We start from the raw sequence: 25,833 nt of genomic DNA, 5'->3' as shown, positions 1-25,833 counted from the left end.
GCGCGGCGCGCCAGCGTGCCGCGCGCGTCTTTGATCGGCGAGAGAACACCATGACGTCGTCCGCTTACGAGTCTCCGTGGATGAACGACGAGCTGCGGCTGTTCCGCGACAGCGTCCGGCGCTTCATCCAGGAGGAGTTCGTCCCGCGCCAGCCCCAGTGGCGCGAGCAGCACCATCCCGACGCGGCGGACTGGCGCAAGGCCGGCGAGGTCGGCCTGCTCCTGCCGGACGTGCCGGCCGAGTACGGCGGCGGCGGCGGCACGTTCGCGCACGAGTGCGTCGTGCTGGAGGAGTTGGCGCGCGCCGGCGTGCATTTCGGCTCCAACGTGCAGGGCACCGTGGCGCACTACGTCCACGGCTACGGTACCGAGGAGCAGAAGCGCGCCTGGCTGCCGCGCATGGCCGCGGGCGAGCTGGTGGGTGCGATCGCGATGACCGAGCCGGCCGCGGGCTCGGACCTCGCCGGCATCAAGACCACGGCGGTCCGGGACGGCGACCACTACGTCGTCAACGGCTCCAAGACGATGATCACCAACGGCTGGCACGCCGGGCTGGTGTGCCTGGCGGTGAAGACCAACCCCGCGGCGCCGCCGATGCGCGCGGTCTCCCTGGTGATGGTGGAGACGAAGGACCTCAAGGGCTACGGCGTCGGCAAGCCGCTCGAGAAGGTGGGCATGCACGGCCAGGACACCTGCGAGCTGTTCTTCGAGAACGTGCGGGTGCCGGCCGCCAACCTGCTCGGGGCGGCCGAGGGGCGCGGGATGTCCCAGATGATGCAGCGGCTGCCGTTCGAGCGGCTGTCGATCGCGGTGGGCGCGGTCGCGATGGCCGAGGAGGCGGTCGCCATCACGCTCCGCTACGCCAAGGAGCGGGCCCTGTACGGCAAGCCGCTGTTCGACCTGCAGAACGCGCGGTTCAAGCTGGTGGAATGCGCCGCGCAGGCGCGGGTCGGCCGCGTGTTCGTGGACGACTGCGTCGTGCGGTTCATCGCCGGCGCGCTCGACGACGTCGGGGCGGCGCTGGCCAAGTACTGGATGACGGAGACCCAGTGCCGCGTGGTGGACGAGTGCGTCCAGCTGCATGGCGGCTACGGCTACATGACCGAGTACGCGATCGCCCGGATGTGGGCCGACAGCCGGGTGCAGCGCATCTATGCCGGGACCAACGAAACGATGAAGGAGCTGATCGCGTGGTCGCTCTGACGTCGGTCGGCGCGGCGTCCGCCGGCGGCGGGCCCGGCCGGCCGGCGCCGGCCGGCGCCGAGCGCGACCGGATCCTCAAGGAGTGGAACGACACGCGGGCCGAGTTTCCGGACGCGTGCGCGCACGAGCTGTTCGAGCGGCAGGTCGCGCGCGACCCCGCGGCGACCGCCGTGGTGCACCCCGGCGGGCGGCTGACCTACGGCGAGCTGAACGAGCGGGCGAACCGGATCGCGCACCACCTGCGCCGCCGCGGGGTGCGGCCGGACACCCTGGTGGGGGTGTCGCTGCACCGCACGCCGCTGATGGTCGCCGGGCTCCTGGGCGTGTGGAAGGCCGGCGCGGCGTACGTGCCGCTCGACCCCACCTATCCGCCGGAGCGGCTCGCGTTCCTGGTGGACGACGCGGCGGTGCACGTGCTGCTGGCGGACGCGAAGGCGCGGCCGCTGTTCCCGCGCTTCGAGGACAAGCTGGTGTGCCTCGACACCGACTGGGCGGCGCTCGAGCGCGAGAGCGGCGAGAATCCGGGCGCCGCGGCGACGCCCGCGAACCTGGCCTACGTCATCTACACCTCCGGCTCGACCGGCAAGCCCAAGGGCGCGCTGATCGAGCACCGCGGCCTGGTCAACTACCTGTGGTACGCGATCCGGCACTACGGCGTCGTGGCCGGCGACTCGGTCCCGGTCCACTCCTCGATCTCCTTCGACCTCACGGTCACCAGCCTGTTTCCGGCGCTGCTCGCGGGCGGGCACGTGGAGCTGGTGCCCGAGGACGTCGGGGCGCAGAGCCTGGTGGCGAGCCTCCGGGACGGCCGGCAGCGCGGGCTGGTCAAGATCACGCCCGCCCACCTCGAGCTGCTGAACCAGCAGGTCGGCGCGGGCGAGGCGGCCAACATCACGCGCGCCTTCATCATCGGCGGCGAGGCACTGACGGCCGAGAGCCTGCGGCTGTGGCGGCAGGCGGCGCCCCGGACGCGCCTGATCAACGAGTACGGGCCCACGGAGACGGTGGTCGGCTGCTGCATCCACGAGGTCCGGCCCGACGACCCGGACAGCGGAGCGATCGCCATCGGGCGTCCGATCGCGAATACCGAGCTGTACGTGCTCGACGAGTCGCTCCAGCCGGTCGCGATCGGCGAGATGGGCGAGCTGTACATCGGCGGCGCGGGCGTCGCGCGCGGCTACCTGAACCGGCCCGACCTCACCCAGCAGCGCTTCCTGCCCGACACCTTCTCGGGGCGGTCCGGCGCCCGCCTCTACAAGACCGGTGACCTCGCGCGCTGGCGCAGCGACGGGATCCTCGAGTACCTCGGCCGCGTGGACGACCAGGTCAAGGTGCACGGCTACCGGATCGAGCTCGGCGAGATCGAGGCGACGCTCGCGGGCCAGCCCGACGTGCGCTCGTGCACGGTGCTGCTGCGCGAGGACTCGCCCGGCAACAAGCAGCTGGTGGGCTACGTCGTGCCGCGCGCGGACCGCGCGCCGGCGCCGGACGACCTGCGCCGGTTCCTGAAGGAGCGGATGCCCGAGTACATGGTGCCCGCGCACTTCGTGCTGCTGGAGACGTTCCCGCTCACCCAGAACGGCAAGGTGGACCGGAGGGCGCTGCCGGCGCCGACCTACGAGAACGCCTCCGGGGCGCAGGCGTACGCCGCGCCGCGCACCGAGACCGAGCAGCGGCTCGCGGCGCTGTGGTCGGACCTGCTCAAGCTCGAGCGGGTCGGCGTCGAGGACGACGTCTTCGACCTCGGCGCCACGTCGCTGATGGTCGTGTCCGCGGTGACCCAGATCCAGGCCGCGTTCGGCGTGGCGCTGCACATCCAGACGGTGTTCGAGAACCCCACGGTCGCCGAGATGGCGTCCGCGCTCGAGGCCGCGCGCCGCAAGAGCCGGCCCGCCGCCGCCGCGGCGCCGCCCGCGCCGGCGGCCGCCCCGCCGAGCGTGGCCGCGCCCGCGCCGGCCGGCGAGGCACACCCGGTGCCGATCCGCTTCGGCCCGCCGGGCCGCGAGCTGTTCGGCCTCTACCAGCCGCCGTCGGGCGGACAGGACCGGCGCGAGTGCTGCGTGCTGTGCAACCCGTTCGGCCAGGAGGCGGTCCGCTCGCACCGCGTGTTCCGGATCCTCGCCGACCGCCTCTCGCGCGCCGGCCTGCACGTGCTGCGGTTCGACTACCTGGGCACCGGAGACTCCGCCGGCGCCGACGAGGAGGGCAGCCTCGCCGTCTGGACGGAGGACGTCGTGCGGGCCAGCGACGAGATCGTGCGCCGCAGCAGCTCGTCGCAGGTCGCGTGGCTCGGCCTGCGGCTCGGCGCGACCCTGGCGGCGCTGGCCTCGCGGAACGCGGCGCGGCCCCCCCGGCGCCTGGTGCTGTGGGATCCCGTGACCGACGGGGCGGCCTACGTCGCCGAGCTGGCCGAGGCGCACGTCGCCGCGCGCAAGGACGCCTTCGGGCTGCGGTGGGAAGCCGAGAGCCGGCTCCGCGCCCAGGCGCTGGAGGAGGCGAAGTCCGAGTCGCTCGGCTACCCGCTGACCCCGGACTTCACGGCGCAGCTGGGCGCGCTCGGGCCCGCGTCGTTCCGGGGCGCGCGCGCCGGGCGCGTGACCCTGGTGGGCGCCCGCGCCGGCGAAGCGTGGGCCGGCCTCGCGGAGCAGCTGGCCGCCGGCGGCGCCGCCGTCGCCACCCGGACCACGGCCTCCGACGTCGTGTGGCTGCTCAACGACATGCTCAACGATTCGCTCATCCCGCCGGACGACATCCGCAGCCTCGTCGCCGCGCTCTCGGAGGACGCATGATCGAGCGGTCGGTCACCTTCGGCGCCGACGACGGCCTCGTGGGCACGATCGTGCTGCCGGACGGGCCCGGCGGCGCGGCCGCCGGCATCGGCGTCCTGCTGTTCAACGCCGGCATGGTGCACCGCGTCGGGCCGCATCGCTTCAACGTGCGGCTCTCCCGCCAGCTGGCGGCGCGCGGCATTCCGTCCATCCGCTTCGACCTGGCCGGGCACGGCGACAGCGCGCGGCTCACGGGCCAGCACTCGTTCGAGGAGCAGGCGGTGGTGGACGTGCGCGCCGCGATGGACGCCCTCGGCGCGGCGGCCCAGGTCCGGCGCTTCGGCATCTTCGGGCATTGTTCCGGCGCCTACCACGGCTACGGGGCGGCGCTGGCCGACGAGCGGGTGGTGGGCCTGCTGATGCTGGACGCCTACCGTTACCCGACCTTCAAGACCCACGCCTACCACTATCTGACCGCGCTGCGCCAGCCGCACTTCGCGCGCCGGGTCCTCGGTTTCGTGGGCCGCGGCCTCTCGGGCCTCGGCCGCTGGCGCCGGCCGCCCGCCGGCCGCATCGCCGCCGAGCACCCGGTCCCGGAGCTCGGCCGGGTGAACTTCATCCCGTCCAAGGAGGTGTTCGCCGAGGGGTTGAAGGTCCTGCTCGCGCGCGGCGTCCGGCTGGGGATGGTCTACTCCGGTGGCGAGATCCGGCACTACAACTACCGGGAACAGTTCCGCGACACGTTCGCGCCCTTCGGCATCGGCGACCGCATTCCGGTCGAGTTCCTGCCCGACTCCGATCACCAGGCCACGACCCTCGCCAGCCAGGCGGCCCTCGCGCGCCTGATCCTGGCCTGGGGCGGGGAGCTGCTCGCGGACGGGGCCCCCGCCGCGGCGCGCACGGCCTAGTGCCGCGCCCCGGCGACCGGAACGCCCCGACGCTGCCGCCGCCGCGACGGCCGCCGCCATGAGCCGGTACGATCCGGCGGCGCTCCAGCGGCTGCTGTTCCGGCGCCAGTTCGTCCTCGGCCCCCGTGCGGTCGACCGCTTTCCCTCGTGGCAGCACGTCGCTCTCGGCCCCGACCTCTGGCTGACCGTCCATCCTGACCTCGGCGTCACCCGTGTCGCCGCCGGGGAGCGATCGGCCGTCCTGCTGGGCTACGTCGTCGACCCGTCGCACCCCGCGGCCGGCGACGCCGAGATCCTCGCCGCGCTGCTGGACGGCGCCCGCGCCGGCGGCGACGTGCTGGAGCGGACCGCCTCCCTCGGGGGACGGTGGGTGCTCGTCGTGCACGACGGCGAGCGGACCATCCTGTTCGCCGACGCGGCCGGCCTGCGCCAGGTCGCCTACACCGAAGGGCCGGCGCCCGGACAGCGGTGGTGCGCCTCCCAGCCCGCGCTGCTGGCCGAGGTCGTCGGCGCGAGGACGGACGATGAGGCCGCCGCCTTCCTCGCATCGGCCGACCCGGATCGCCACACGAGCCTGCTGTGGTTCCCCGGCGACGCCACGCCCTACCACGGGGTCCGGGTCCTCCTGCCCAACCACTACCTGGATCTGCGCACGGGGCGGCCGACCAGGTACTGGCCGGTGACGGACGTGCCCGTGACGACGCGCCGGGCGGCGCTCGGCCGCAGCCTCGAGATCATCACGGGGCTGATGGAGGGCGTGGGCGGGCGGTTCGCGCTGATGCCCGCGCTCACGGCCGGCTGGGACAGCCGCATCACGCTGGCGGCGAGCCGCGCGGCCTCGGGAAGTGCCTTCTACTACACGGGTCTGTTCGGTGAGAAGACGGAGGACGCACCCGACGTCACCGTGCCGTCCAGGCTGCTGGCGCGCATGGGACTGAGGCACGCGATCCTCGACGGCCGGAGCCGGATCGACGACGCGTTCGCCGCGACCTACCGGCGCAACGTCACCCCCGCCTTCGAGCCGTACTGCGCGCTGGCACAGGCGGTGCTCGACGGATCCCCGGACGGAGGCGTGATCGTCTCGGGCGACGCGGGAGAGATCGTCCGGTGCGACGACGCCTCGGGGCGCTTCGCCGGCGGGGACCTGACCGCGCGCGACCTCGCGGCGCTGACCCGGCTGCCGGAGCACCCGTTCGCGCTGGCGGCCTTCGAGCGGTGGCTCGCGGGCGCGCGGGCCCACCGCCACAACGTGCCGCTGCGGGACCTGTTCGCCTGGGAGCAGGAGGCGGGCCGGCTGCAGGCCGCGCTCCTGGCCGAGCTCGACATCGCCCGCGAGTCCTTCGCCCCGTTCAGCTGCCGCACCCTGCTCACCACGCTGCTCGGCGTCTCGGAGCGCTACCGCCAGGAGCCCGCCTACTACCTCTTCCGGTCCCTGATCCGGCGCCTGTGGCCCGACGTGCTGGTCGAGCCCATCAACGGCTGGCCGCAGGTCGGCGCCCAGGCCGCCCTGCGCCGGACGCTGGAATGGGCCGGCCTGCTGCGGCTCGTGCCGCGGCCCGTCAAGCGGATGGCGAAGAGGCTGCTGGGGCGCAACGGATCCGACTCCGGGGCGGACGCGTGACCGCACCGATGGCCGTGCTGGTGTCGGTGGACACGGAAGAGGACAACTGGGGACGCGCGCGCACCGGCGTCACCGTGGACAACATCCGCGAGCTGCCCGGCTTCCAGGCCCGCTGCGAGCGGCTCGGCCTGCGGCCGACCTACTTCACGACTTGGCAGGTTGCCACCGTGCCGTGGGCGGCGGGCATCCTGCGAGATCTGTCCCAGGGCGGGCGCGCCGAGGTCGGCGCGCACCTGCACCCCTGGAACACGCCGCCGCTGGACGAGGAGTTCGTGGCGCGCAACTCGATGACCAAGAACCTGCCGCCGCCGCTGCAGTGCGCCAAGCTCGCCGGCCTCACCCGTGCCATCGCGCTGGGGACCGGCGTGCGCCCGACCTCGTTCCGGGCCGGCCGCTACGGCCTGGGCCGGGACACCACGCAGGCCCTGATCGAGCAGGGCTACCTCGTCGACAGCAGCGTGACCCCGTGGGTGTCGTGGGTGGAGATGGACGACGGCGCCGACTTCGTCGGGGCGCCGCTCTCGATCTACGCCCTCGACGGCACGACCGACCCGTGCCTCGGGGTCGCGGGCGGCCCCCTGGTGGAAGTCCCGCTGTCCTGCGGGTACACGCGCTGGCCGTTCGAGCGCTGGTCGCGCGTCCACGGCGCGCTGACCGGCAGCGGGCTGCGGCGGCTGCGGCTCGCGGGCGTCGCGGCCCGCCTGGGGCTGCTCCAGAAGGTCATGCTGAGCCCCGAGATCAGCTCGCCGGCCGACGGCCTGCGGCTGGCGAGGCTCCTCGCCGCCCACGGCGTGACGCACCTGCATCTGACCTTGCACAGCCCCACGCTGCGGCCCGGCCTGTCGCCCTTCGCGCGCTCGCGCGCTGACGTGGAGCGGCTGCACGACTGGATCGCCCGGTTCCTCGACGGCCTCGCGCGCACGGCGAGCGTCGCGTTCGCCACCGTCGGCGAGGCGGCGTTGCTCCAGCCGGGTGCCGCTCGTCGCCCGCCGGGCGCGGCGAGCGTGGCGGGCCCGGCGGCCGGCCGGCCGGCGCCCCTCGTCGTCCGGCGCCCGAGGCGGTTGCTGGTCGTGAGCTACCACTATCCGCCCGACGGGGCGGTCGGAGGCCTGCGGTGGGCGGGCCTCTCGAAGTACCTCGTGCGGCAGGGCTGGGAGGTCCACGTCCTCACGGGCTCGACGGCCACGCCGGCCGGGCTGCGCGACGGCGTGCAGGTGCACGTCTGCCCGCGGCGCGCGACGCTGAACGACGCGTACAACGCCCTCGCGCGGAAGGCGCGCGGGCTGCTGCGGCGCCGGACCGCCGGCGCCGGCGCCGCGCCGGCCGCGCCGCAGGGCGGCGACGGCACCATGGTCCCGGCGTCGCCGAGCCTCAGGCGCCGGCTCGCGTCGCTCCTCGGCTTCCCGGATCAGAGCCGCGGCTGGACGCTGCGCGCGACGCGGCGGGCCCGCGAGCTGATTCGTGCCGTCGAGCCGGACGTGGTGGTCACCAGCGGCCCGCCGCACACCGCGCACGTGGTCGGCGCCCGGGCCTGTGCGGCGGAGCGGGTGCCGCTGGTGGTGGATTTCCGCGACCCCTGGTTCACGGAGCTGTACGCGTCCGGGATCGCGCGCGCCCTCGCGCGCCGCCTGGAGCGCCGGGTGTTCGAGGTCGCGCGCGAGGCGATCGCGAACACGCCCGAGCTGGCCGAGGCGGTCGCGGCGCGGTTTCCGGCGCGGAAGGCCACCTGGGTGCGCAACGGCGTGGATCCGGAGCAGCTGCCCGGAGTGGAGGCCGTGCGGGAGCCCGGGCTCACCATCGTGCACGCCGGCACGCTCTACATCAGGCGCAACCTCGGCCCGGTGCTGAGCGCGTTCCGGGCGCTGCTCGACCGGCATCCGGAGATCGGACCGGCCGAGGCGCGCATTCACGTCGCCGGACACCTGGACGAGGGCCGGCAGGCGGACCTGCGCGCGCAGACGAGCCGCGCCGGACTCGAGGCCTACGTCCATCTGGCCGGCGTGGTGTCGCGGGCCGAGGCGCTGCGCCTCGCCGCCGGGTCGTCGGCCTCGATCGTCCTGGCGCAGGACCAGCAGGTGATGATCCCCGCCAAGCTCTACGAGCTGCTGGCGATGCGGGTCCCGACCGTCGTGATCACGGAGACGGACAGCGCGTCGGCGGCCGAGGCCGGGAGGCTGGGGGCCTACGTGGTGGCGCCGGACGACGTGGCCGGCCTCGCCGATCTGTTCGAAGCCTTGTGGCGGGGTCGCGCGCCGGCGGTGACGGGCACGCCGGAGGCGTTCGACTACGCTACGCTGGCGAGGCGGATGGCGAAGGTGCTGGTGCCGGCGGACGGGGCTTGATCGTGGGCAGCGTCCTTTCTGTTGCACGTCCGCAACAACGCGGCACTCGCGCACCCGCCGCTGTCGGCGGGGACGGCCGTAGTCCACGGAGCGAGGCCAACTTACGTTTAACGGCGCTCGCCGGGCTCCGGTGCGCGCTTCTTGCTTGACAGGCATCCCGATCTACCGCCACGAGGCTGCGTGACCACGACGCCACAGCTGATTCTCGGCATCTCCGCGTTCTACCACGACAGCGCCGCCTGCCTGCTCCGGGACGGCGAGATCGTGGCGGCCGCGCAGGAGGAGCGTTTCACCCGCAAGAAGGGCGACGCGAACTATCCGGCCAACGCCGTGGCCTACTGCCTCAAGGCGGGGGGCATCACGGCGCAGGACCTGACGGCCGTCGGCTTCTACGACAAGCCGATCCTGAAGTTCGAGCGCATCCTCGACACGTACCTGGGCACGGCTCCCCGGGGCTTCAAGCAGTTCCTGATGGCGGGCCCGCTGTGGATCAAGGAGAAGCTGTTCACCGAGCGGGACCTGCGGGCCAAGCTGGGCTACGAGGGCGAGATGCTGTTCGCGGAGCACCACGAGTCGCACGCCGCGAGCGCGTTCTTCCCCTCGCCGTTCGAGGAGGCGGCGCTGCTGACGATGGACGGCGTGGGGGAGTGGGCCACCGCGTCGTTCGGCGTCGGGAAGGGGAACGACATCGAGCTGCTGAAGGAGCTGTTCTGGCCGGACTCGCTCGGGCTGCTCTACTCCGCCTTCACCTACTACACGGGCTTCAAGGTCAACTCGGGCGAATACAAGGTGATGGGCCTGGCGCCGTACGGCGAGCCCAGGTTCGTCAAGCTGATCTACGATCACCTCATCGACCTGCGGGACGACGGCTCGTTCCGGCTGAACCAGGACTACTTCGACTACCTGGGTGGCCTGACGATGACGAACGGGCGGTTCCACGACCTGTTCGGCGGGCCGCCGCGCGTGCCGGAGACCAAGCTGTCGCAGCGGGACATGGACCTCGCGCGCTCGGTGCAGGACGTGTGCGAGGACGTGATGATGCGGATGGCCCGGACGGTGCACAAAGTGACGGGCCAGGAGAACCTGTGCCTCGCGGGCGGCGTGGCCCTCAACTGCGTGGGCAACGGGAAGATCCTGCGCGAGGGCCCGTTCAAGCGGCTGTGGATCCAGCCGGCCGCCGGCGACGCGGGCGGCGCGCTGGGCGTGGCGCAGCTCATCTGGCACCGCCACCTGAAGCGGCCGCGCACCGTGACGCCCGGCAGGGACACGATGAAGGGCGCGTACCTCGGCCCGTCCTACAGCGACGCGGAAATCGAGGCGTTCCTCGAGTCGGCGGGCGCGGTGTACCACCGGCTCGACCGCCAGCCGCTGCTGGAGACGACGGCCAGGCTCCTGGCCGACGAGAAGATCGTCGGCTGGTTCAACGGGCGGATGGAGTTCGGCCCGCGCGCGCTGGGCTCGCGCAGCATCCTCGGCGACCCGCGCAGCCCGCGGATGCAGGCGCAGATGAACATCAAGATCAAGTTCCGGGAGGGGTTCCGCCCGTTCGCGCCGAGCGTGCTGCGCGAGCGCGTATGCGACTGGTTCGAGATGAACTGCGACTCGCCGTACATGCTGCTCGTGGCGCCGGTCAAGAAGGAGCGGCAGATCCCCATGACGACCGACCAGCGCCGGCTGTGGGGACTCGACCTCCTCAACGTGCCGCGGTCCGACATCCCGGCGGTGACCCACATCGACTACTCCGCCCGGGTGCAGACCGTGAGCCGGGACGTCAACCCCGACTACTACGACCTCATCGGACAGTTCGAGAAGCTGACCGGCTGCCCGGTGGTGGTGAACACGTCGTTCAACGTCCGCGGCGAGCCGATCGTGTGCACCCCGAAGGACGCGCACACCTGCTTCATGCGGACCCACATCGACGCCCTGGTCCTCGGCCCGTTCCTGCTGCACAAGGCGGAGCAGCCGGCCTGGAAGGAGACGGAGAATTGGAAGCAGGAATTCCAGCTCGATTGACCGCGGCGCAGGGCCGCAAGTTCGGCCTGACCGTCGGCCTCGCGTTCCTGGTGCTGGCGGCGCTGCTGCACTTCTGGCGGCACCGCGAGGCGGCCGCGGCGGTGGGCGCCGGGCTCGGCGGCCTGCTCGTGCTGGCGGCGCTGCTCGTGCCCACGCGGCTCGGGCCGCTCGAGCGGGCGTGGATGGGGCTCGCGCGGCTCATCTCGAAGGTCACGACCCCGGTCTTCATGGGCGTCGTGTTCTTCGTCGTCGTGACGCCCATCGGCCTGCTGATGCGGCTCCTGGGACGCCGCGCCCTGGTGCACCCCGAGCGGGACGGGGGGTTCTGGGCGCCGCCGGCCTCGGGTGGGCGCAGCGACATCGAACGCCAATTCTAGGATCCGACCATGGCCAAGCGGGGGCTGCTGGGCGAGCTGTGGGCCTTCATGAAGGTCCGCAAGAAGTGGTGGCTGCTGCCCATCATCGTGGTGCTGCTGCTGGTGGGGGCGCTGCTGATCTTCGCGCAGGGGTCGGCCCTGGCGCCGTTCATCTACACGATCTTCTGAGCGCCGCGCCGCGCCGTCAGCGCGGCCGGCCGACCATCGCCAGCGCCGGCGCTCCGGCCGCGCCGCGGGCCCGTGCCGGCGCCGCCTTGCCGTTGGGTCGCGTCAGGTGCACGAGCAGCGCGTTGATGGTGAGCAGCGTGTAGAACCAGTGCACGTCGAAGATCTGGTTGTAGAAGTAGGCCGTCAGCAGGAAGGCCAGCATGCTGGCCTCGAGGCCGAACGACAGGTACCGGAGGTCGAGTTGCCCGCCGGACTGCGCGGCCCAGGTCTCCCGGCGCCGCTGGTGGCGCAGCTTCCGGTTGAGCCGGAAGAAATCCCACACCATCCACAGGAAGATCGCCGCCCCCACGGTGCCGAACTCCGACAGCAGCTGGAAGTAGGTGTTGTGCAGCGCCCGGCCCCACAGCGTCTTGGGGTTCTCGTCGTACTGGCCGCCCACCGTGCCCGCCGCGTAGTGATCGGCCGCGTAGGCCCCGAAGCAGTTGGGCCCGACGCCGAACACCGGGTTCGACACGTACTCCCGCCGGGCCAGCTGCCACAGCACCTGGCGGTCCTGCCGCGTCCCCTCGTTAGGGTCGAAGCTGGTGCCCATCTCCGTCCAGAAGTTGGTGGAGGCCTTGCCCGACTCGACGGCGGACTTGGCGCCGTTGTAGAAGTGCGCCGCGACGGCCAGGATGACCAGGGCCGCGATGCCCATCGAGGCCGTCCGGACCTTGTGCGGCGACCGCACCCAGACCCAGAACGCCACCACACCCGCCGACAGCACGGCCCCGCGGGCGAACGACACCACCAGCCCGACGATGCAGCCGGCGGCCACCAGGAAGGCGACGCGCCGCCAGCGGCGGTTCTTGGTCGCCATGCCGACCCAGTACAGGCCGGCCATCCCCAGGACCATCAACGGGCCGAAGCTGTCGTAGTTGAAGTACGCGGGGTGCCACAGGACCTGTCCGGTCCTGGCCCCGAGGACGACCCACACACCGTACTGCACGGCCAGCGCCATCAGGATGATCGGCACGGCCTGCTTCGCCGTGCGCACCAGCGTCATCGTCGCGAGGGCGAGCGTGTAGTAGACGATCAGCGCCTTGGCCACATCCATGGCCTGGCCGCGCACGTAGGCGAAGGGCAGCGAGACCAGCGTGTACGCCAGGAACACCAGGAGCGGTGCCAGGAGGCGGCGCGGCGCCCGGAGGATCGTCACGACCAGCAGCACGGCAAACAGCAGGGTGGGCACCTTGAGGGCGATCTGCGGGCCCAGACTGGCGATCCACCACTGCGGGTCGAAGACGTTCAAGCCCCACATCAGGTACAGGAACAGCAGCATCCCGCTGGTCCGCTCCGCCCTGGCGGCCGGCGCCTTCGCCGCAGGGCTGGGGGCCCGGCGCGGCGGCGCCATCAGCGGGAGGAACTGGGGCATCGGGACCTGAGTCAGCTGTCTACCTCACGGCGGGACGGTTGGGGCACTTCATCCGCACTATCCTGAACAAATCTCATGCCGATGCGGCGAAACCCGCAACGCGCGCCTATCTCGATGCGGCGACTCGCCTTCCGCCATTCCGAGGCCGGGTCGTCGTCCGAGGCGCGGTATGGCGTCTGCGCAACGCCGCAGCACGTGCCGCGATGGTGGCGCGGCGCTGGCGCGACGCCCGGCGCCGCGCTCAGCCTCTCACCGCTTGGGCGGCAGGAAGGGCGTGATGGCCGCCGCGAAGTCCGCCGCCATCCGCCGGTTCCCCTCGGCCGTGAGGTGCACGTCGTCCAGGAAGAAGCGGCCGGGCATCGTGTGGCTCACGAGGCGCACGGGCCGGCCCGCCGCCTCCAGTCGCGCCGCCAGACCCCGGAGCCGGGCCGCCAGCGTGTCGCGATAGCGCTGGGTGGTCGCGGCGTCCGCGAGCCAGTAGTCGCGCGGCGGCATGTGCCGGGGCGCGTCCGGCAGCAGCAGGGCCGACGGCGGGGTCGAGAGCAGCAGCGGGACGCCGAGGCCGCGCGCCACGTCGGCGATGCGCTCGAGGTTGCGCTCGAAGTTGTTCGCCGCGTCGGGGTAGGGGCCGCGGGGCGCGGTCCCCCGTGCGCCGCCGCGGCGCCGTGCGAGGTCCTCGCGCACCACGCCAGGGAAGCGCGCCAGGTACAGCCAGTGCTTGACCCGCGTCCACGCGGACGGCCCTCCGGCGGCGCGCTCCTGCCGCAGCCGCCGCAGGTCCGCCTCCCAGATGAGCGTGCGCGGGTCGGGATCGCCCAGGCCCGCGTACTTGGCGTTGCGGACGTCGTTCGCGCCCGCGTTCACCACCACCAGGTCCGGCTGCAGGCGCGCGCCGTCGTCGAGCAGCCGCTGCCACATCTGGTACGCGTCGTATCCGTCGTAGGCGAGGTTCACCGCCTCGCAGCGCAGGTCGGGGCGCTCGGCCGCCAGGATCTGCCGCAGGTACGCGTCGATGGTCAGGCTGTCGTCCACGTACCAGCCGTGGGTCGAGGACTCGCCCAGGAGCACGACGCGGAAGGTGCCGGGCGGCTTGGGGACCGTCACCTCCGGGCCGCGGAATCCCTCGGCGTTGGCGGTGGCGCGGGTGCCGTTCCCGTACACCAGCACCGCGCCCGGCCGCTGGCGGTAGCCGAACGCTCCGTGCGGCTCGATCTTGATCGCGAACGGATCGACGGCGGCGACCTGCCGCGCGAGCCGGTTGCCCGCCGCCGCGAGCGCCCGCAGCGCTCCCTCCGCCAGGCCGGCGGCGACGAGCAGCGCGAACGCGAGGAGGGCGGCCGCGGCCGCCGCCCGCTTCAGCCGGCCCGCGCCGGCCACGTCAGGAAGCCCCCGCGGCGCCGTTCGCGCCGCGGTACAGCCGCTCGTAGGCCGCGATCATCGCGTCGAGGCCGTAGTGCTCGACCGCGCGCCGCCGCACCAGCGCCGCCGTGGCCGCGCGGTCGGGCGCGTTCAGGGTCGCGGCGATCGCCTCCGCGAGCGCGTCCGGCCGCTCGGCCGGCACCACCCGGTCGCGCAGGTCGGCACCCACGATCTCGGCGTTCGCGCCGACGTCGGTCACGACCGGCGGGATCCCGCAGGCCATCGCTTCCATGAGGCTCACCGATTCCCCCTCGCTCCTCGAGCTCAGGACGAACGCGTCCAGCAGGCGGTAGAAGCGCACCGGCAGGTCGGTCCAGCCGGGCAGGCGCACCAGGTCGCCGATTCCGAGGCGCTCGGCCCGCTCGCGCAGCGCCGCGCGCTGGCTGCCGTCGCCGCAGATCACGACGGCCAGCGGCCGGCCGAGGCCCCCGCGCAGCGCCGCAGCCGCGTCGATCAGCCGCTCGTACGCCTTGACGGGCTCGAGCCGTCCCACGCTGCCGACGATCCAGGCGTCCGCCGGGATCGCGAGCTGCGCCCTGAGGTCGGCCGGCGCCGCGCCGGGTGCGAAGGCGGTCGTGTCCACCGCGTTGTGCACGACCCGGAGCTTCGCGGGATCGACGCCGACGGTGTCCGCCAGGTAGTCCCGCAGCCGCGTCGACACGGCGACCACCACCGTGGTGCGCTCGGCGGCGCGGCGGTCCAGCAACCGCATGAGCCGGGGGTCGTCGTGCTCGCGGCCGTGCTCGGTGTACACCACGCGCCCGACGCCGGCCAGCCGCGCGGCCTTGGCGCCCTTGTACCACGATCCGCTGTGCAGGTGCACGACGTCGGCGCGGGTGCGGCGGATCTCCGCCGCCAGGCCGACGGGGCGGAGCATCGAGAGCCCGCGGGTGGGCCGCGCCACCACGAACTGGTCGAAGCGGTCGCGGGTGGCCGCGCCGAGGCGGCCCTCGCGGCCGCCCAGGGTGATCAGCGAGACCTCGACCCGGGTGCCCCGGAACCGCCCCGCCATGGCGGCCACGAGGCTCTCGAGGCCGCCGCCCTCGAAGTCGAAGACCACGTGGGTGACGCGGACGACCGGCGGCAGATCGGCTGGAATCCCGTCCTCCACGCGCGGCTCGGCGCTGGCTGGGGCCCGCCCGCGCGCGGTCCCGCCTGCGAAACCGGGGCCGTCGTCGGGCCCCGGTATGCTACGTGGTGCGTGGCTCGCCCGCCACGGTCACGGCCCGATCCGCCCCAGCGAGCTGACGCCGATGTAGTCCATGTTGCACTGGCCGCTCGCCGCGTTGCCCCCGTTCAGCGTGCCCATCCACTCGATGGCGCCGATTTTCGTGCTCGACGCGCGCTCGCCGGCGTTGACGCGCCCGTTCACCCAGGTGGACTTGTTGCCGGAGCCGTAGTACTGCACCGTCGAGTGGCCGTTCAGCTCGGGGTACTGGGGGTTCCCGTCGAACCAGAACGCGGCCTCCGGGAAGCCCGAGGCGCCGCCGTTGCGCTGGAAGTCCACCTCGAGCGAGTGCCAGTTGCCGTCGATGACCTGCGCCTCGGTGAGCCCGATCGTGGTGATGATCGCGCCGTTCTCCTGGTCCCAGCCCACGCACACCAGCCCGTTGCCGCCCAGGGCGCCGCCGTCCTTCTCGATCCAGACCCCGCCCGCGTTGGTGCTGATCGAGTTGTCGTAGAAGCGGATGAACTTCCAGGTGGACGTGACGTGGTTGGTGAGGCGGAAGTACACGCGCACCCACAGCCGGTCGTAGTTGGCCGACGCCTCGGAGTACGTGCTGGAGCCCGTGTCGCTGCCGGACGGGGCGAACGCGTACTTGAGCGAGTGGGTGCCCTCGTACGCCAGGGTGGCGTCGATCACGGAGTCGGGCGTGCCCCCGCCGCCGTTGTTGAACGGGCCGAAGCCGCTCTCGAAGCCGTAGTTGTTGATGATGTCCGGCGCCTGGAACGAGCCGCTCACCGTGATGGTCGGCAGCGCGGTCGTGACGGCCGCGCCGTTGACGGTCGCCCCGATGGTCTGCGCCGTCCCGACGCCGGTGCCCGTGTAGATGGCGGTGTAGGTCCCGTTGTTGTGGTCGGTGGTGGCCGAGATCGTCCCGGTCGAGGTGCCGCCGCTGGCCGTGAAGACCACCGTCGCGCCGCCGACCGTGACGTTCGCGCCCGACGAGTTCTTCGCCTGCAGCGTGATGACGGACGTGCCGTTCACCGTCACCGTGGGCGGCGACACGCTCACCGTGCACTTGGTCGGATCCACCACCTGCGAGCCCGCGGTCACCGTGATGGTGGGCCGCGCCGTCGTGACGGCCGCGCCGTTGACGGTCGCGCCGATCGTCTGCGCCGTGCCGGCGGTCGTCGCGGTGTAGACGGCGGTGTAGGTCCCGTCGCCGTGGTCCACGGTGGAGGAGATCGTGCCCCGCGACGTGCCGCCGCTGGCCGTGAACTGCACGGCCGCGCCCCCGGTCGTGAGGTTGGCGCCGGCCGAGTTGATCGCCTGCAGGGTGATCGTGGACGTGCCGTTCACCGCGATGGTGGCGGCCGAGACCGTCACCGTGCACTTGGTCGGGTCGGGCGCCTGCGCGGCGGTCGTCACCGTGACCCTGGGACTCGTGGTCGTGACCGCCGATCCGTCGATGGTCGCGCTGATGGTCTGCGCGGTGCCGGCGCCCGTGCCGGTGTAGACCGCGGTGTAGGTGCCGTCCCCGTGGTCGGTGGTGGCCGAGATCGTGCCGGTCGCCGTGCCGCCGCTCGCGGTGAACACCACCGTGTCGCCGCCCGTCGCCAGCGCGACGCCCGACGAGTTCCGGGCCAGCAGCGTCAGGGTCGAGGTCGCGCCGATCGCGATCGAGGCGGGCGACGCGCTCATCGTGCACCGGGTGGCGTCGGCCACCGCCGGGGTGACGGTCACCGTGGGCATGGCCGTCGTCACCGCCGCGCCGTTCACGGTCGCACCGATCGACTGCGCGGTGCCGGCGGCGGTCCCGGTGTAGACGGCCGTGTAGGTCCCGTCCCCGTGGTCCACCGTCGCCGAGATCGTGCCGGCGGACGTGCCGCCGCTCGCCGTGAACACCACCGAGGCGCCGCCGCTGGTGAGGTCGGCGCCCGACGTGCCCTTGGCCTGCAGCGTCAGCGTCGCCGTGCCGCCCGCGGCGATCGCCGCGGCCGACACCGTCACCGTGCACAGGTCGGGGTCGGGCGCGAGCACCTGCAGCGCGCCGGGCAGCTTGTCGGTGCAGGCGAAGCCGGAAGCCGCGACGAAGATCCCCCCGGCCGTCCGGACGAACTGTCGGCGGCCGATGGGGTCCCCGGCGCGCAGCAGGGCCGGGGGAATGAGCGGTGGCGGCTCTCGGTGACGACTCATTGGCCTGGGGACTCCACAAGTTGACCGGGTCTCGAGGAAGAATGTAACCAGGCTCCCCGATCCCGCGGGACCCGCCGGGGCGGCGCGGATCGGCGCGAGGCGCTATTTTTGGCTGCGCTCCCGACCACGAACCGACCGCCGGCCCGGCCCGACCGGGGCCCGGCCCCAAGCAGGAGACCGGAGAGAGATGCAAGACCTTGTGGCCGAACGGAAGTTCTACGCCGACCTGTTCGAGAAGAACCCGGAGAACGAGCACATCACCAGCGGCTACGAGGAGCTGCACGACCTGGCGCTCCCCAAGCCGCCGGCCGGCCCGGTCCTCGACCTCGGCTGCGGGACGGGCGCCCACGCCGTGCGGCTCGCGCGGCGCGGCTGCGACGTCATCGCCGTGGACCTCACCCGCGAAGGCGTGCGCTCGGCCCGGGCGCGGTTCGCGAAGGAGAAGCTCCCCGGCCGGTTCTTCGTCGCCGACGCGGAGCGGCTGCCGCTCAAGGACGGCGCGGTCAGCGTGGCGTGGACCTTCCTGCTGCTGCATCACTTCCCGAGGCTCGACAAGCTGCCGCTCGAGCTGTCGCGCGTCGCGCGCGACAAGGTCATCGCCTACGAGCCCAACGCGCAGAACCTGCTCACCTGGCTGGCCAACAACGTGGTCAACCGCTTCATCGGCATCTCCGCCATGACGCCGAACCAGCGCGCGCTGCGCCCGGGGCGGGTCCGGCGGGCGTTCGCGCGGCTCGGCTTCGGGGTCACCGGCGTGCACTACGTGGACCGCAAGTGGTCCGACAACCTGGGGTGGCTGCGGCACGGCTACGAGGTGCTCACCGCCTGGCTGCCGAACCGGTTCCGCGCCAACAAGTTCCTGATCATCCTGGAGAAGCGCGCGGCGTGACGCTGCCGTCGGGCACCCCGATCGTCGTCTTCGGCGACGACTGGGGCCGCAACGTCTCGACCATGCAGCACCTGTTCCGGTGGATCATCCCGGACTTCCCGGTCGTCTGGGTCAACGGGATCGGCCACCGGAAGCCGCGGCTGGGGATGGCCGACGTCGGGCGCGCCCTCCACAAGGCGCGGGCGATGCTCGGCGGCGCCAAGACGTCGGTCCTGGTGGGCGGCGCCGGGTACCCGGACCCGGCGGTGGTGGTGCAGCCGCGCGTCTTTCCCTGGCACGACCATCCGCTCGTCTACCGCTACAACGTGCGGGCGATGGTGGGCGCCATCCGCGGGGCGCTCGCCGGGCTCGGGGCCCGCGTGCCGCCGCTGGTCGTGACCGGCTCGCCGCCGTCGGTGGGCGCGCTCGGGCGGCTCGGCGAGCGCGGCGCCGTCTACCTCTGCATGGACGACTTCCTCCACCTGCCGAGCGCCACCGCCGAGATGATCGGCCCGCTCGAGCAGCGCCTGCTGGCCCGCGTGGACGCGGTGGTGTGCACGGCGAAGAGCCTCACGCTCACCAAGGTCCCGCGCACGGGCCGGACGCACTACCTGCCGCAGGGCGTGAACTACGACCACTTCTCGGCGCCGCGGCCGGTGCCGGCCGAGCTGGCGCGGCTCCCCCGGCCGCTGGTGGGCTTCGCCGGCGGCGTCAGCGCGTGCTGCGATCTCGACATGATCCGCGATCTCGCCGCCCGGAATCCCGGCGGCTCCGTCGTGCTGGTGGGCCCCGTCTCCGTGGACGTGGAGCCGTTGCGGCTCCCGAACGTCCACCTGCTCGGCCCGCGGCCCTACGCCGACCTGCCGGCCTACGTGCAGGCGTTCGACGTCGGCATCATCCCGTACGTGCTCAACGACTGGACGCGCGCGGTGGATCCGCTCAAGCTGCTCGAGTATCTCGCCGCCGGCATCCCCGTCGTGACCACCGACATCCCGGAGGTCCTCAAGTACCGGGACAGCGTGACCGTCGCCGCCGATCGCGCGGCGTTCACGGCCGCGGTGGCGGGCGCGCTGGCCGAGCGCGACCCGGCCGCCCGCGCGCGCCGGCAGGCCGTCGCCCGCCGGCACACCTGGGAGAAGCGGGCCGCCGAGCTGCTCGGCATTTTGGGCGAGGTGGCGGCGCCGCGGCCGGCCGCGCTCCCGGCGACGTGAGCCGCGGCTGGGTGTGCCTGATGTACCACGAGGTCACCGGGTCCGAGCCGGGCCGCTCGGTCGCGGACTACTTCGCCGTCTCGCGCGAGACGTTCGGCCGGCACCTGGACGCCATCGCCGCCGCCGGCTGCCGCGGCTGCTCCGTGGGCGAGGCCGCGCGCCCGGGCGCCGGCCCGCGGGTCGCGATCACCTTCGACGACGGCACCGCCGGCCACTACGCGCACGCCCTGCCGGAGCTGGTGGCGCGCGGCATGACCGCGACGTTCTTCGTCATCACGACGCGGGTCGGGCAGCCCGGCTACGTCACCTGGGACCAGCTGCGGGCCATGCGGCAGGCGGGAATGGAGATCGGCTCGCACACCCGGACGCACCCCTTCCTCTCGGAGCTGGACGCGGCGGGGGTCGAGCGGGAGGTCGGGGGCGCGCGCGCGGAGATCGACGCGGCCCTCGGCCAGGAGACGGTCGCCCTCGCGCTGCCGGGCGGCGACGCGCCCCGCCGGTCCCTGCGGCCGCTGCTGGGCGCCGCGGGCTACCGGGTGGTCGCGACGTCGCGGTGGGGGGTCAACCGGGAGGCGCCGCGCGAGGGCGTGGCCTGGATCCGGCGCTCCACGGTGCGCGGCGCCGCCGAGCCGGCCGAGTTCCGCCGCATCCTGGAGGCGGATCCGTCGCTCTCGGCGCGGCGCCGGCTGCGCGAGTCGGTCCTGGGCTCGCTCCGGCGCCTGCTGGGGCCGACGCGCTACGCCAGATGGCGCCGCGCGTTCCTGGGCGCGGCGCGGAAGCCGCGGGACTAGGAGGCGGTCACCCCGCGCCGTACGCCGGCGGGGCCGGGCTCTCGACGTAGACGCGGTGCCACACGCCGAAGCACAACAGCTCCCACAGCATCCCTTCCCGGTTGTGGCGGCGCCCGAAGTGGTCACTCATCAGGCCGGTCACGGTCGCGGGATCGAAGTACCCGAGGCGGCGCATCCGCGCCTCCGACAGCTCGTCCTCCACCATGCCCTTGAGCTCGTGGCGCAGCCACGAGGCCGTCGGGCCCACGAACCCGCGCTTGGGCGCGCGGAAGTGCGCGTCGGGCAGCCGCTGGCGCAGGGCGCGCCGCAGCAGCCGCTTGGCCTTGCCGAGGCCCACCTTGAGGCGGTCCGGCAGCGGGAAGACCTGCTCGAGCAGCACGTGGTCGGCGAACGGCACGCGGATCTCGAGGTGGTGCGCCATCGCCATCCGGTCGCTCAGCGCCAGGATGTCGTCGGGCAGGTACGTCTTGTAGTCCAGGTACAGCGCGGCCGAGAGGCTCCCGTCGAACCCGCCGTCCGCGTGCGCGTCGCGGAACCGCTCGAGCGCCGCGTTGCCGGGCACGGCGCCGCGGACGCCGGCCGCGTACAGCCGCTCGCGCAGCGGGCCCGGGAGGCGGCTGAAGTAGCCGAGCAGCCGGTCGGGCGCCTCGCCCTCGCCGGTCCGCAGGAACCGCTTGAGGCGGTCCACGCCGAGCCCGCCGCCGCGCGGCTCCGGCAGCGCGTTCGCCATCGCCGACGCCGTGCGCCGCAGCGGCGCGGGCACGCGGGAGGCGTAGCCGCCCAGCAGCAGCCCGATGTGCCGGCGATACCCGGCGAACATCTCGTCGCCGCCGGTGCCCGTGAGCGCGACCTTGTACTGGGCCCCCACGGCCTCCGAGATCAGCCAGCTCGGAATCGCCGACTCGTCCGCGTGCGGCTCGTCGAGGGCCGTGACGATCGGCTCGAAGATCCGCGTCACCTCGGGCCGCACGTCGATCACCGACAGCTTGGCGCCGTAGCGGTCCGCCAGCGCGCGCGCCAGGCCGGACTCGTCCGCCATCCCGGCCGAGCTGCCGTGGTAGCGCGCCGTGAACGCGTGGGGGACCTCGCCCGCCAGCGCCATGGACGCCACCACGGCCGACGAGTCGAGCCCGCCGCTCAGGAACGCCGCCACCGGCACGTCGCTCACCAGGTGCGCCTTGACCGACTCGTCCAGCCAGGCCAGCACCCGGTCCTCGGCGTCGGCCGGCGCCGCCACCCGCTGCTTCGGCAGGTCCCAGTAGCGCCGGCGCACCGGCGCCTTCCCCGGCTCCCACACCAGGGTGAAGCCGGGCTCGAGCTTGCGGACGTCGGCGAACGGCGACAGCGGCGCGGGGATGTAGCCGAGCTGGAAGTAGGCGTCGAGCGCCTCCCAGTCCAGCGTGCGCTGGGTGAGTCCCAGGGCGGTGAGCGCCTTCAGCTCGGTCGCGAACGCCAGGCCCCATCGGCCTTCCACCACGTACAGCGGCTTGATGCCGAACCGGTCGCGCGCCAGCAGCAGCCGGCGCCGCCGCGTGTCCCAGATGGCCAGGGCGAACATCCCGCGCAGCGGCTCCACGCACCGCTCGCCCATCTCCTCGTAGAGGTGGACGATCGCCTCGGTGTCGCTGTGGGTGGTGAGGGTGTGTCCGCGGGCGAGCAGGCCCTCGCGCAGCTCCCTGTAGTTGTAGATCTCGCCGTTGAAGACGATGACGCAGCTGCGGTCCTCGTTGAAGATCGGCTGGTGCCCGCCGCTCAGGTCGATGATGCTCAGCCGCCGCATCCCGAGACCGACCGGTCCCTCGACGTACCGCCCCTCGTCGTCGGGACCGCGGTGGCGGATCGCGTCGCACATCCGCCGGATCGCGGGTTCGGCGACCGGCTGCGCCGTGTCGTGGTGGACAATGCCGACGATGCCGCACATTCTTCCGTTCGTCTCCCGGGTGAACGCCTCGAACGGCGGGCTGGACGGCGCCCGTCGTGCGGGGCCCGCCGCGCCTGACGCGCAGCAAGATAGCCGCATCGGTCGCCGTGGAGGAAACTGCGTTGGGCGGTCCCCAGGTCCCGGTGTTGCACGTCATCGCGCCCGCCCCCTTCGGCGGCGCCGAGTCCGTCGTCCGGGCGCTGGCGGCCGCCAGCCGCAGCGCCGGCCGGCCGTTCCGGGTCGCGACCCTGCTGCAGGACCCCGGGGCGGCCGCCTGGGTCGCCGAGCTGCGCGAGGAGGGCGCCGCCGTCACCGAGGTCGCCTGCGGCCGCCGCCGCTACCTGGCGGAGGCGCGCGCGGTGGCCCGCGCGGCGCGCGAGCAGGGGATCGCCGTCGTGCACACCCACATCTACCACGCCGACTTCGTCGGCTGGCGCGCGGCCCGCATGGCCGGCGTGCCCGTGGTCGCGACGGTGCACGGCCACACGGGCGGGAGCCCGGGCAACCGGCTCTACGAGTGGCTGGACCGGCGGCTGCTGCGGCGCTTCGAGGCGGTGGTCTGCGTGTCGGAGTCCGTGCGCGCGGCGCTGCTGCGCTCCGGGTGCGCGGCAGGGCGGCTGACGGTGATCACCAACGGCTTCGTGGGTGCGGCGCCGCTGGCCCGCGACGAGGCGCGGCGCGCGCTCGGCGTCGAGGGCGAGGCGCCGCTCGTGGGCTGGGTCGGACGCTTCAGCGTGGAGAAGGGCGCCGATCTGTTCGTGGACGCCTTCGCGCAGGCCGGTCTTCCCGGGGCGCAGGCGGTGCTGATCGGCGACGGCCCGGAGCGCCCCGGCGTGGAGGCCCTGGCCGCCCGGTCGCGGGCGGCCGCCGGCTTCCGGTTCGCGGGGGCGCGACCGCGGGCCGCCCGGCTGCTCAGCGCCCTCGACGTGCTGGTGCTGAGCTCGCGCACCGAGGGAACGCCGATGATCCTGCTGGAGGCGATGGCGGCCGGCGTGCCGATCGTCGCGTTCGCGGTGGGCGGCGTGGGCCGCGTGGTGGACGCCTCGAGCGCCCGGGTCGTGCCGCCGGGCGACACCGGCGCGCTGGCGGCCGCGCTGCGCGAGGTGCTGGCCCGGCCCGACGAGGCGCGCGCGCGCGCCCGGGCGGCGCGGCGGGTGGTGGAGGAGCGCTTCGGGGCGGCGCGCTGGCTGAGCGAGCTGGATGCCGTGTGGGAGCGGGTGGCCGGCGCGGACCGGACGCGCCCGGCGGTGGCGTCCGTCAGGAGCGCGTGAGCCGCCGCAGCCACCCTTTCACCGGCCCGATCACCTCGAGCTCGGCGAACAGCTCGGCGTCGGAGCGCGCCTGGACGGGCGTGCGCGCCACGCGGGTGAGGTCGAGCGGCGCGTTGATGCCGCCCACCTCCATCACGGACACGTGGCCCGTCTCGACGGCCAGGGCGCGGGACGTCGCGTCGTGGTCGCCGAACGGATAGGCGAGCGAGGTCGGCGCGCCGATCCGCTCGCGCAGCACGTCGCGGGCCCGCACCATGGAGGCGCGCTGGTCGGCGGCGCTCAGCCGGGCCAGGTTCGGGTGGCTCGCGGTGTGGTTGCCGAAGCTGATGCCCTGCGCGCGCATCTGGGCGACCTCGTCCCAGCTCAGGTGCATGCGCGGCAGATCGGCGGGCGGCGGCCCCGTTGCCGCCCGGATCTCCGCCAGCAGCGCGCGAACGACCTCGGCGTCGTAGCGCGCCCGCGCGGCGTCGAGCAGCGCCTCCGGCGTCGCGCCGGCCGGGCAGCCCAGGGCCCGCGCGGCGGCCGGCCGCGCGACCTCGCCCCGCTCGTGCAGCAGCCAGTTCAGCTCGTTGACCCAGACCATGCCGCCGGTGCCGACCACGTCGGTGACGAGGTAGACGGTCGCCGGCATCCCGCGCTCGCGCAGCAGCGGGAACGCGTGCTCGTACACCGAGCGGTAGCCGTCGTCGAAGGTGATGGCCGCGGCGCGCCGGGGCGCGCGCCCGGACTCGAGCGCCGACAGCGGCACCACGGTGTAGTGCCGGCGCAGGAAGTCGAGGTCGGCCGCGAACCGGGCGGGCGGGGTGTTCGAGGCCAGCCCGTAGGTGGCGGGGCCCTCGACCGGCTCGCAGGCGTGGTACAGCAGGACCTTGGGATGGCGGCGGCCGAGCCACATCACGGCGCGGTGGAGCCGCAGCCGGTAGAGCAGCAGGCCGGCCGCCCGGAGCACGGCGACCAGGAGGCGGCTCACGGCCGCCGCGAGGCCGCGTACCGCGCCAGCAGCCCGCCCCGGAGCAGCCGCTCGACGCGGCGCTCCGCGGCCACGGTGCGATCGACGAACCGGTACTCCCGTCCCTCCTCGAGCCGCTGCGGCACCGGCCGGGCGGCTCCCGCGGCCGCCTGGCGGATCGTCTCCACGTACAGCTGCGCCCCGGCCGCCACGGTCTTGAAGAACAGTGTGGCCTCGTCCTCGTCGCCCGCGATGGGCGTGCGCACCGTCGCGATGATGCCGCCCGCGTCGAGCGCCTGGCTGAGGACGTGCACGGTCGCGCCGACCCACTCCGGCTCCGCGTTGTGGAGCGCCCAGAAGACCGAGTCGGAGCCGCGGTAGCGGGGGGACACGCCGGTGTGGAGGTTGAGGATGGCGCGCCCCGCCAGCCGCATCACGCCCTCGCGGATCACCCCCGTGCCATACACCGCGATGACGTCGGGCTTGAGCCCCGCGAGGAACGCCAGGCACTCGGGGCCGTTGTGGCCCGGGAACACGCGCACCAGGTCGGGGCGCGGCATCGCGCCGTCGTCGGCGCCCGCGAACAGGGTGCGGCCCGCCGCGGCCGCCCACCGCGCGGCGCGGCCGGTGAGCCGCGCGTACACCTTCGCCCGCACCCGCGAGGCGATCTGGGCGAGGGTGTAGCGGCGGCGGTAGCTGCGCCACCGGGCCAGCGCCGAGCGCCTCGGCGGCTCCGCCACCACGACGGCCGCGAGCTCGTCCGGGAAGGCGCGGGAGAGCACCCCGGTCACGTATCGGTGTTCGGGCCCTTGGCCGGTCAGCAGGACGAGGCGCATGTCGGTCCGTAGGATGGGGTGGAGCGCCGGCCCCGGCGGGGCATCCGGTGCGGGCTCAAGAAGCTAGTCCGCGTCGGCGCGTCCCGCGACGGCTTGTTATTCCGAAGGTCTTGGTGGATTATCAGTTAGTGAGTTTGGCCCCTCCTCGCGGCGTGCGGGAGGGGAGAGCTTGGGACACGATGCGACCGCGCCGTCGCGGCCCGTTCCCCGTCGGACGGGACGGACGGTGGGGCCGGTGTACGCGGGCCGCTGCGGGGTACTAGATTAGGCCCAAAGTCCCGACATGGATTTCAACCGAGTCTGGGTGGTCACAGCGTGAACGACAGCGTTCCCGAGCAGCCCGAGTCTTCCCGCTCCCTGCCCGTGCCAGTGGGGGCGATGCCTCCGGGCCCG

19 protein-coding genes are annotated in these 25,833 nt (G+C 73.7%); 12 read left to right on the top strand and 7 right to left on the bottom strand.

What is annotated here, in order from left to right; all coding sequences use genetic code 11:
- Positions 1-80 precede the first annotated feature (80 nt).
- The 8 genes from VMF70_01160 (at position 81) to VMF70_01125 (ending at position 11,399) form a co-directional block, all read left to right on the top strand.
- Positions 81-1,202, top strand: coding sequence for an acyl-CoA dehydrogenase family protein (locus tag VMF70_01160; GenBank protein ID HTT66612.1), 1,122 nt, complete (start codon positions 81-83; stop codon positions 1,200-1,202).
- On the top strand, positions 1,190-3,991 hold the full coding sequence (locus tag VMF70_01155) for an amino acid adenylation domain-containing protein (protein HTT66611.1): 2,802 nt from the start codon (positions 1,190-1,192) through the stop codon (positions 3,989-3,991). The genes VMF70_01160 and VMF70_01155 overlap by 13 nt, the downstream gene beginning before the upstream one ends.
- Positions 3,988-4,878 carry an alpha/beta fold hydrolase gene (locus tag VMF70_01150; protein HTT66610.1) on the top strand — a complete coding sequence of 297 codons (891 nt, stop codon included), beginning with the start codon at positions 3,988-3,990 and terminating at the stop codon, positions 4,876-4,878. The genes VMF70_01155 and VMF70_01150 overlap by 4 nt, the downstream gene beginning before the upstream one ends.
- A 58-nt stretch (positions 4,879-4,936) precedes the next feature.
- Entirely contained in the window at positions 4,937-6,499 is a 1,563-nt protein-coding gene (locus VMF70_01145; protein HTT66609.1) for a hypothetical protein, read from the top strand.
- Entirely contained in the window at positions 6,496-8,841 is a 2,346-nt protein-coding gene (locus tag VMF70_01140) for a glycosyltransferase (protein HTT66608.1), read from the top strand. Before VMF70_01145 ends, VMF70_01140 begins: the two co-directional genes overlap by 4 nt.
- Before the next feature lie 180 nt (positions 8,842-9,021).
- On the top strand, positions 9,022-10,854 hold the full coding sequence (locus VMF70_01135; GenBank protein HTT66607.1) for a carbamoyltransferase: 1,833 nt from the start codon (positions 9,022-9,024) through the stop codon (positions 10,852-10,854).
- A complete protein-coding gene (locus VMF70_01130) occupies positions 10,851-11,231 on the top strand; it encodes an SxtJ family membrane protein (protein HTT66606.1) in 381 nt (126 codons plus the stop codon). The genes VMF70_01135 and VMF70_01130 overlap by 4 nt, the downstream gene beginning before the upstream one ends.
- A gap of 9 nt (positions 11,232-11,240) precedes the next feature.
- Positions 11,241-11,399, top strand: coding sequence for a DUF5989 family protein (locus VMF70_01125; GenBank protein HTT66605.1), 159 nt, complete (start codon positions 11,241-11,243; stop codon positions 11,397-11,399).
- Between the two features lie 16 nt (positions 11,400-11,415).
- On the opposite strand, the gene VMF70_01120 is transcribed toward VMF70_01125, so the two are convergent.
- From VMF70_01120 to VMF70_01105, 4 genes are all read right to left on the bottom strand, one after another.
- Positions 11,416-12,813 (bottom strand): O-antigen ligase family protein, encoded by a 1,398-nt coding sequence (locus VMF70_01120; GenBank protein ID HTT66604.1) that lies wholly within the window; start codon positions 12,811-12,813, stop codon positions 11,416-11,418.
- 249 nt (positions 12,814-13,062) lie between these two features.
- Positions 13,063-14,190, bottom strand: a complete 1,128-nt coding sequence (locus VMF70_01115) for an SGNH/GDSL hydrolase family protein (GenBank protein HTT66603.1) — start codon at positions 14,188-14,190, stop codon at positions 13,063-13,065.
- A 1-nt stretch (position 14,191) separates the two neighbouring features.
- Entirely contained in the window at positions 14,192-15,343 is a 1,152-nt protein-coding gene (locus VMF70_01110) for a glycosyltransferase (GenBank protein ID HTT66602.1), read from the bottom strand.
- Positions 15,344-15,451: 108 nt separating this feature from the next.
- Positions 15,452-17,593, bottom strand: a complete 2,142-nt coding sequence (locus VMF70_01105) for an Ig-like domain-containing protein (protein HTT66601.1) — start codon at positions 17,591-17,593, stop codon at positions 15,452-15,454.
- A gap of 187 nt (positions 17,594-17,780) precedes the next feature.
- Between VMF70_01105 and VMF70_01100 the strand changes: the two genes are divergently transcribed.
- The 3 genes from VMF70_01100 to VMF70_01090 are packed head-to-tail and all read left to right on the top strand — an operon-like array spanning position 17,781 to position 20,463.
- A complete protein-coding gene (locus VMF70_01100) occupies positions 17,781-18,482 on the top strand; it encodes a class I SAM-dependent methyltransferase (GenBank protein HTT66600.1) in 702 nt (233 codons plus the stop codon).
- On the top strand, positions 18,479-19,672 hold the full coding sequence (locus VMF70_01095) for a glycosyltransferase (protein ID HTT66599.1): 1,194 nt from the start codon (positions 18,479-18,481) through the stop codon (positions 19,670-19,672). Before VMF70_01100 ends, VMF70_01095 begins: the two co-directional genes overlap by 4 nt.
- A complete protein-coding gene (locus VMF70_01090) occupies positions 19,669-20,463 on the top strand; it encodes a polysaccharide deacetylase family protein (GenBank protein ID HTT66598.1) in 795 nt (264 codons plus the stop codon). Before VMF70_01095 ends, VMF70_01090 begins: the two co-directional genes overlap by 4 nt.
- A 7-nt stretch (positions 20,464-20,470) precedes the next feature.
- On the opposite strand, the gene asnB is transcribed toward VMF70_01090, so the two are convergent.
- Entirely contained in the window at positions 20,471-22,384 is a 1,914-nt protein-coding gene (gene asnB / locus VMF70_01085; protein HTT66597.1) for an asparagine synthase (glutamine-hydrolyzing), read from the bottom strand.
- Positions 22,385-22,527: 143 nt separating this feature from the next.
- Here asnB and VMF70_01080 point away from each other — a divergent pair, with 143 nt between their 5' ends.
- Positions 22,528-23,655: a glycosyltransferase gene (locus VMF70_01080; protein HTT66596.1), complete on the top strand. Its 1,128-nt coding sequence runs from the start codon at positions 22,528-22,530 to the stop codon at positions 23,653-23,655.
- Here the strand turns inward: VMF70_01080 and VMF70_01075 are convergent.
- Positions 23,642-24,625, bottom strand: coding sequence for a polysaccharide deacetylase family protein (locus VMF70_01075; GenBank protein ID HTT66595.1), 984 nt, complete (start codon positions 24,623-24,625; stop codon positions 23,642-23,644). The genes VMF70_01080 and VMF70_01075 overlap by 14 nt on opposite strands.
- Positions 24,622-25,440, bottom strand: coding sequence for a formyl transferase (locus VMF70_01070; GenBank protein ID HTT66594.1), 819 nt, complete (start codon positions 25,438-25,440; stop codon positions 24,622-24,624). The genes VMF70_01075 and VMF70_01070 overlap by 4 nt, the downstream gene beginning before the upstream one ends.
- Between the last annotated feature and the right edge of the window lie 393 nt (positions 25,441-25,833).

The organism is Gemmatimonadales bacterium (assembly GCA_035502185.1).
In the GTDB taxonomy this organism is placed as follows: domain Bacteria; phylum Gemmatimonadota; class Gemmatimonadetes; order Gemmatimonadales; family JACORV01; genus Fen-1245.
Note: the sequence above shows the minus strand (reverse complement) of the source record. Positions and strands in the feature narration are given on the sequence as shown.

Excerpts from the sequence above, each read along its gene's own strand:
- VMF70_01160 (HTT66612.1), top strand. The coding sequence starts at position 81 with ATGAACGACGAGCTGCGGCTGTTCCGCGACAGCGTCCGGCGCTTCATC.
- VMF70_01150 (HTT66610.1), top strand. The coding sequence starts at position 3,988 with ATGATCGAGCGGTCGGTCACCTTCGGCGCCGACGACGGCCTCGTGGGC.
- VMF70_01145 (HTT66609.1), top strand. The coding sequence starts at position 4,937 with ATGAGCCGGTACGATCCGGCGGCGCTCCAGCGGCTGCTGTTCCGGCGC.
- VMF70_01125 (HTT66605.1), top strand. The coding sequence starts at position 11,241 with ATGGCCAAGCGGGGGCTGCTGGGCGAGCTGTGGGCCTTCATGAAGGTC.
- VMF70_01120 (HTT66604.1), bottom strand. The coding sequence starts at position 12,813 with ATGCCCCAGTTCCTCCCGCTGATGGCGCCGCCGCGCCGGGCCCCCAGC.
- VMF70_01105 (HTT66601.1), bottom strand. The coding sequence starts at position 17,593 with ATGAGTCGTCACCGAGAGCCGCCACCGCTCATTCCCCCGGCCCTGCTG.
- VMF70_01100 (HTT66600.1), top strand. The coding sequence starts at position 17,781 with ATGCAAGACCTTGTGGCCGAACGGAAGTTCTACGCCGACCTGTTCGAG.
- asnB (HTT66597.1), bottom strand. The coding sequence starts at position 22,384 with ATGTGCGGCATCGTCGGCATTGTCCACCACGACACGGCGCAGCCGGTC.
- VMF70_01070 (HTT66594.1), bottom strand. The coding sequence starts at position 25,440 with ATGCGCCTCGTCCTGCTGACCGGCCAAGGGCCCGAACACCGATACGTG.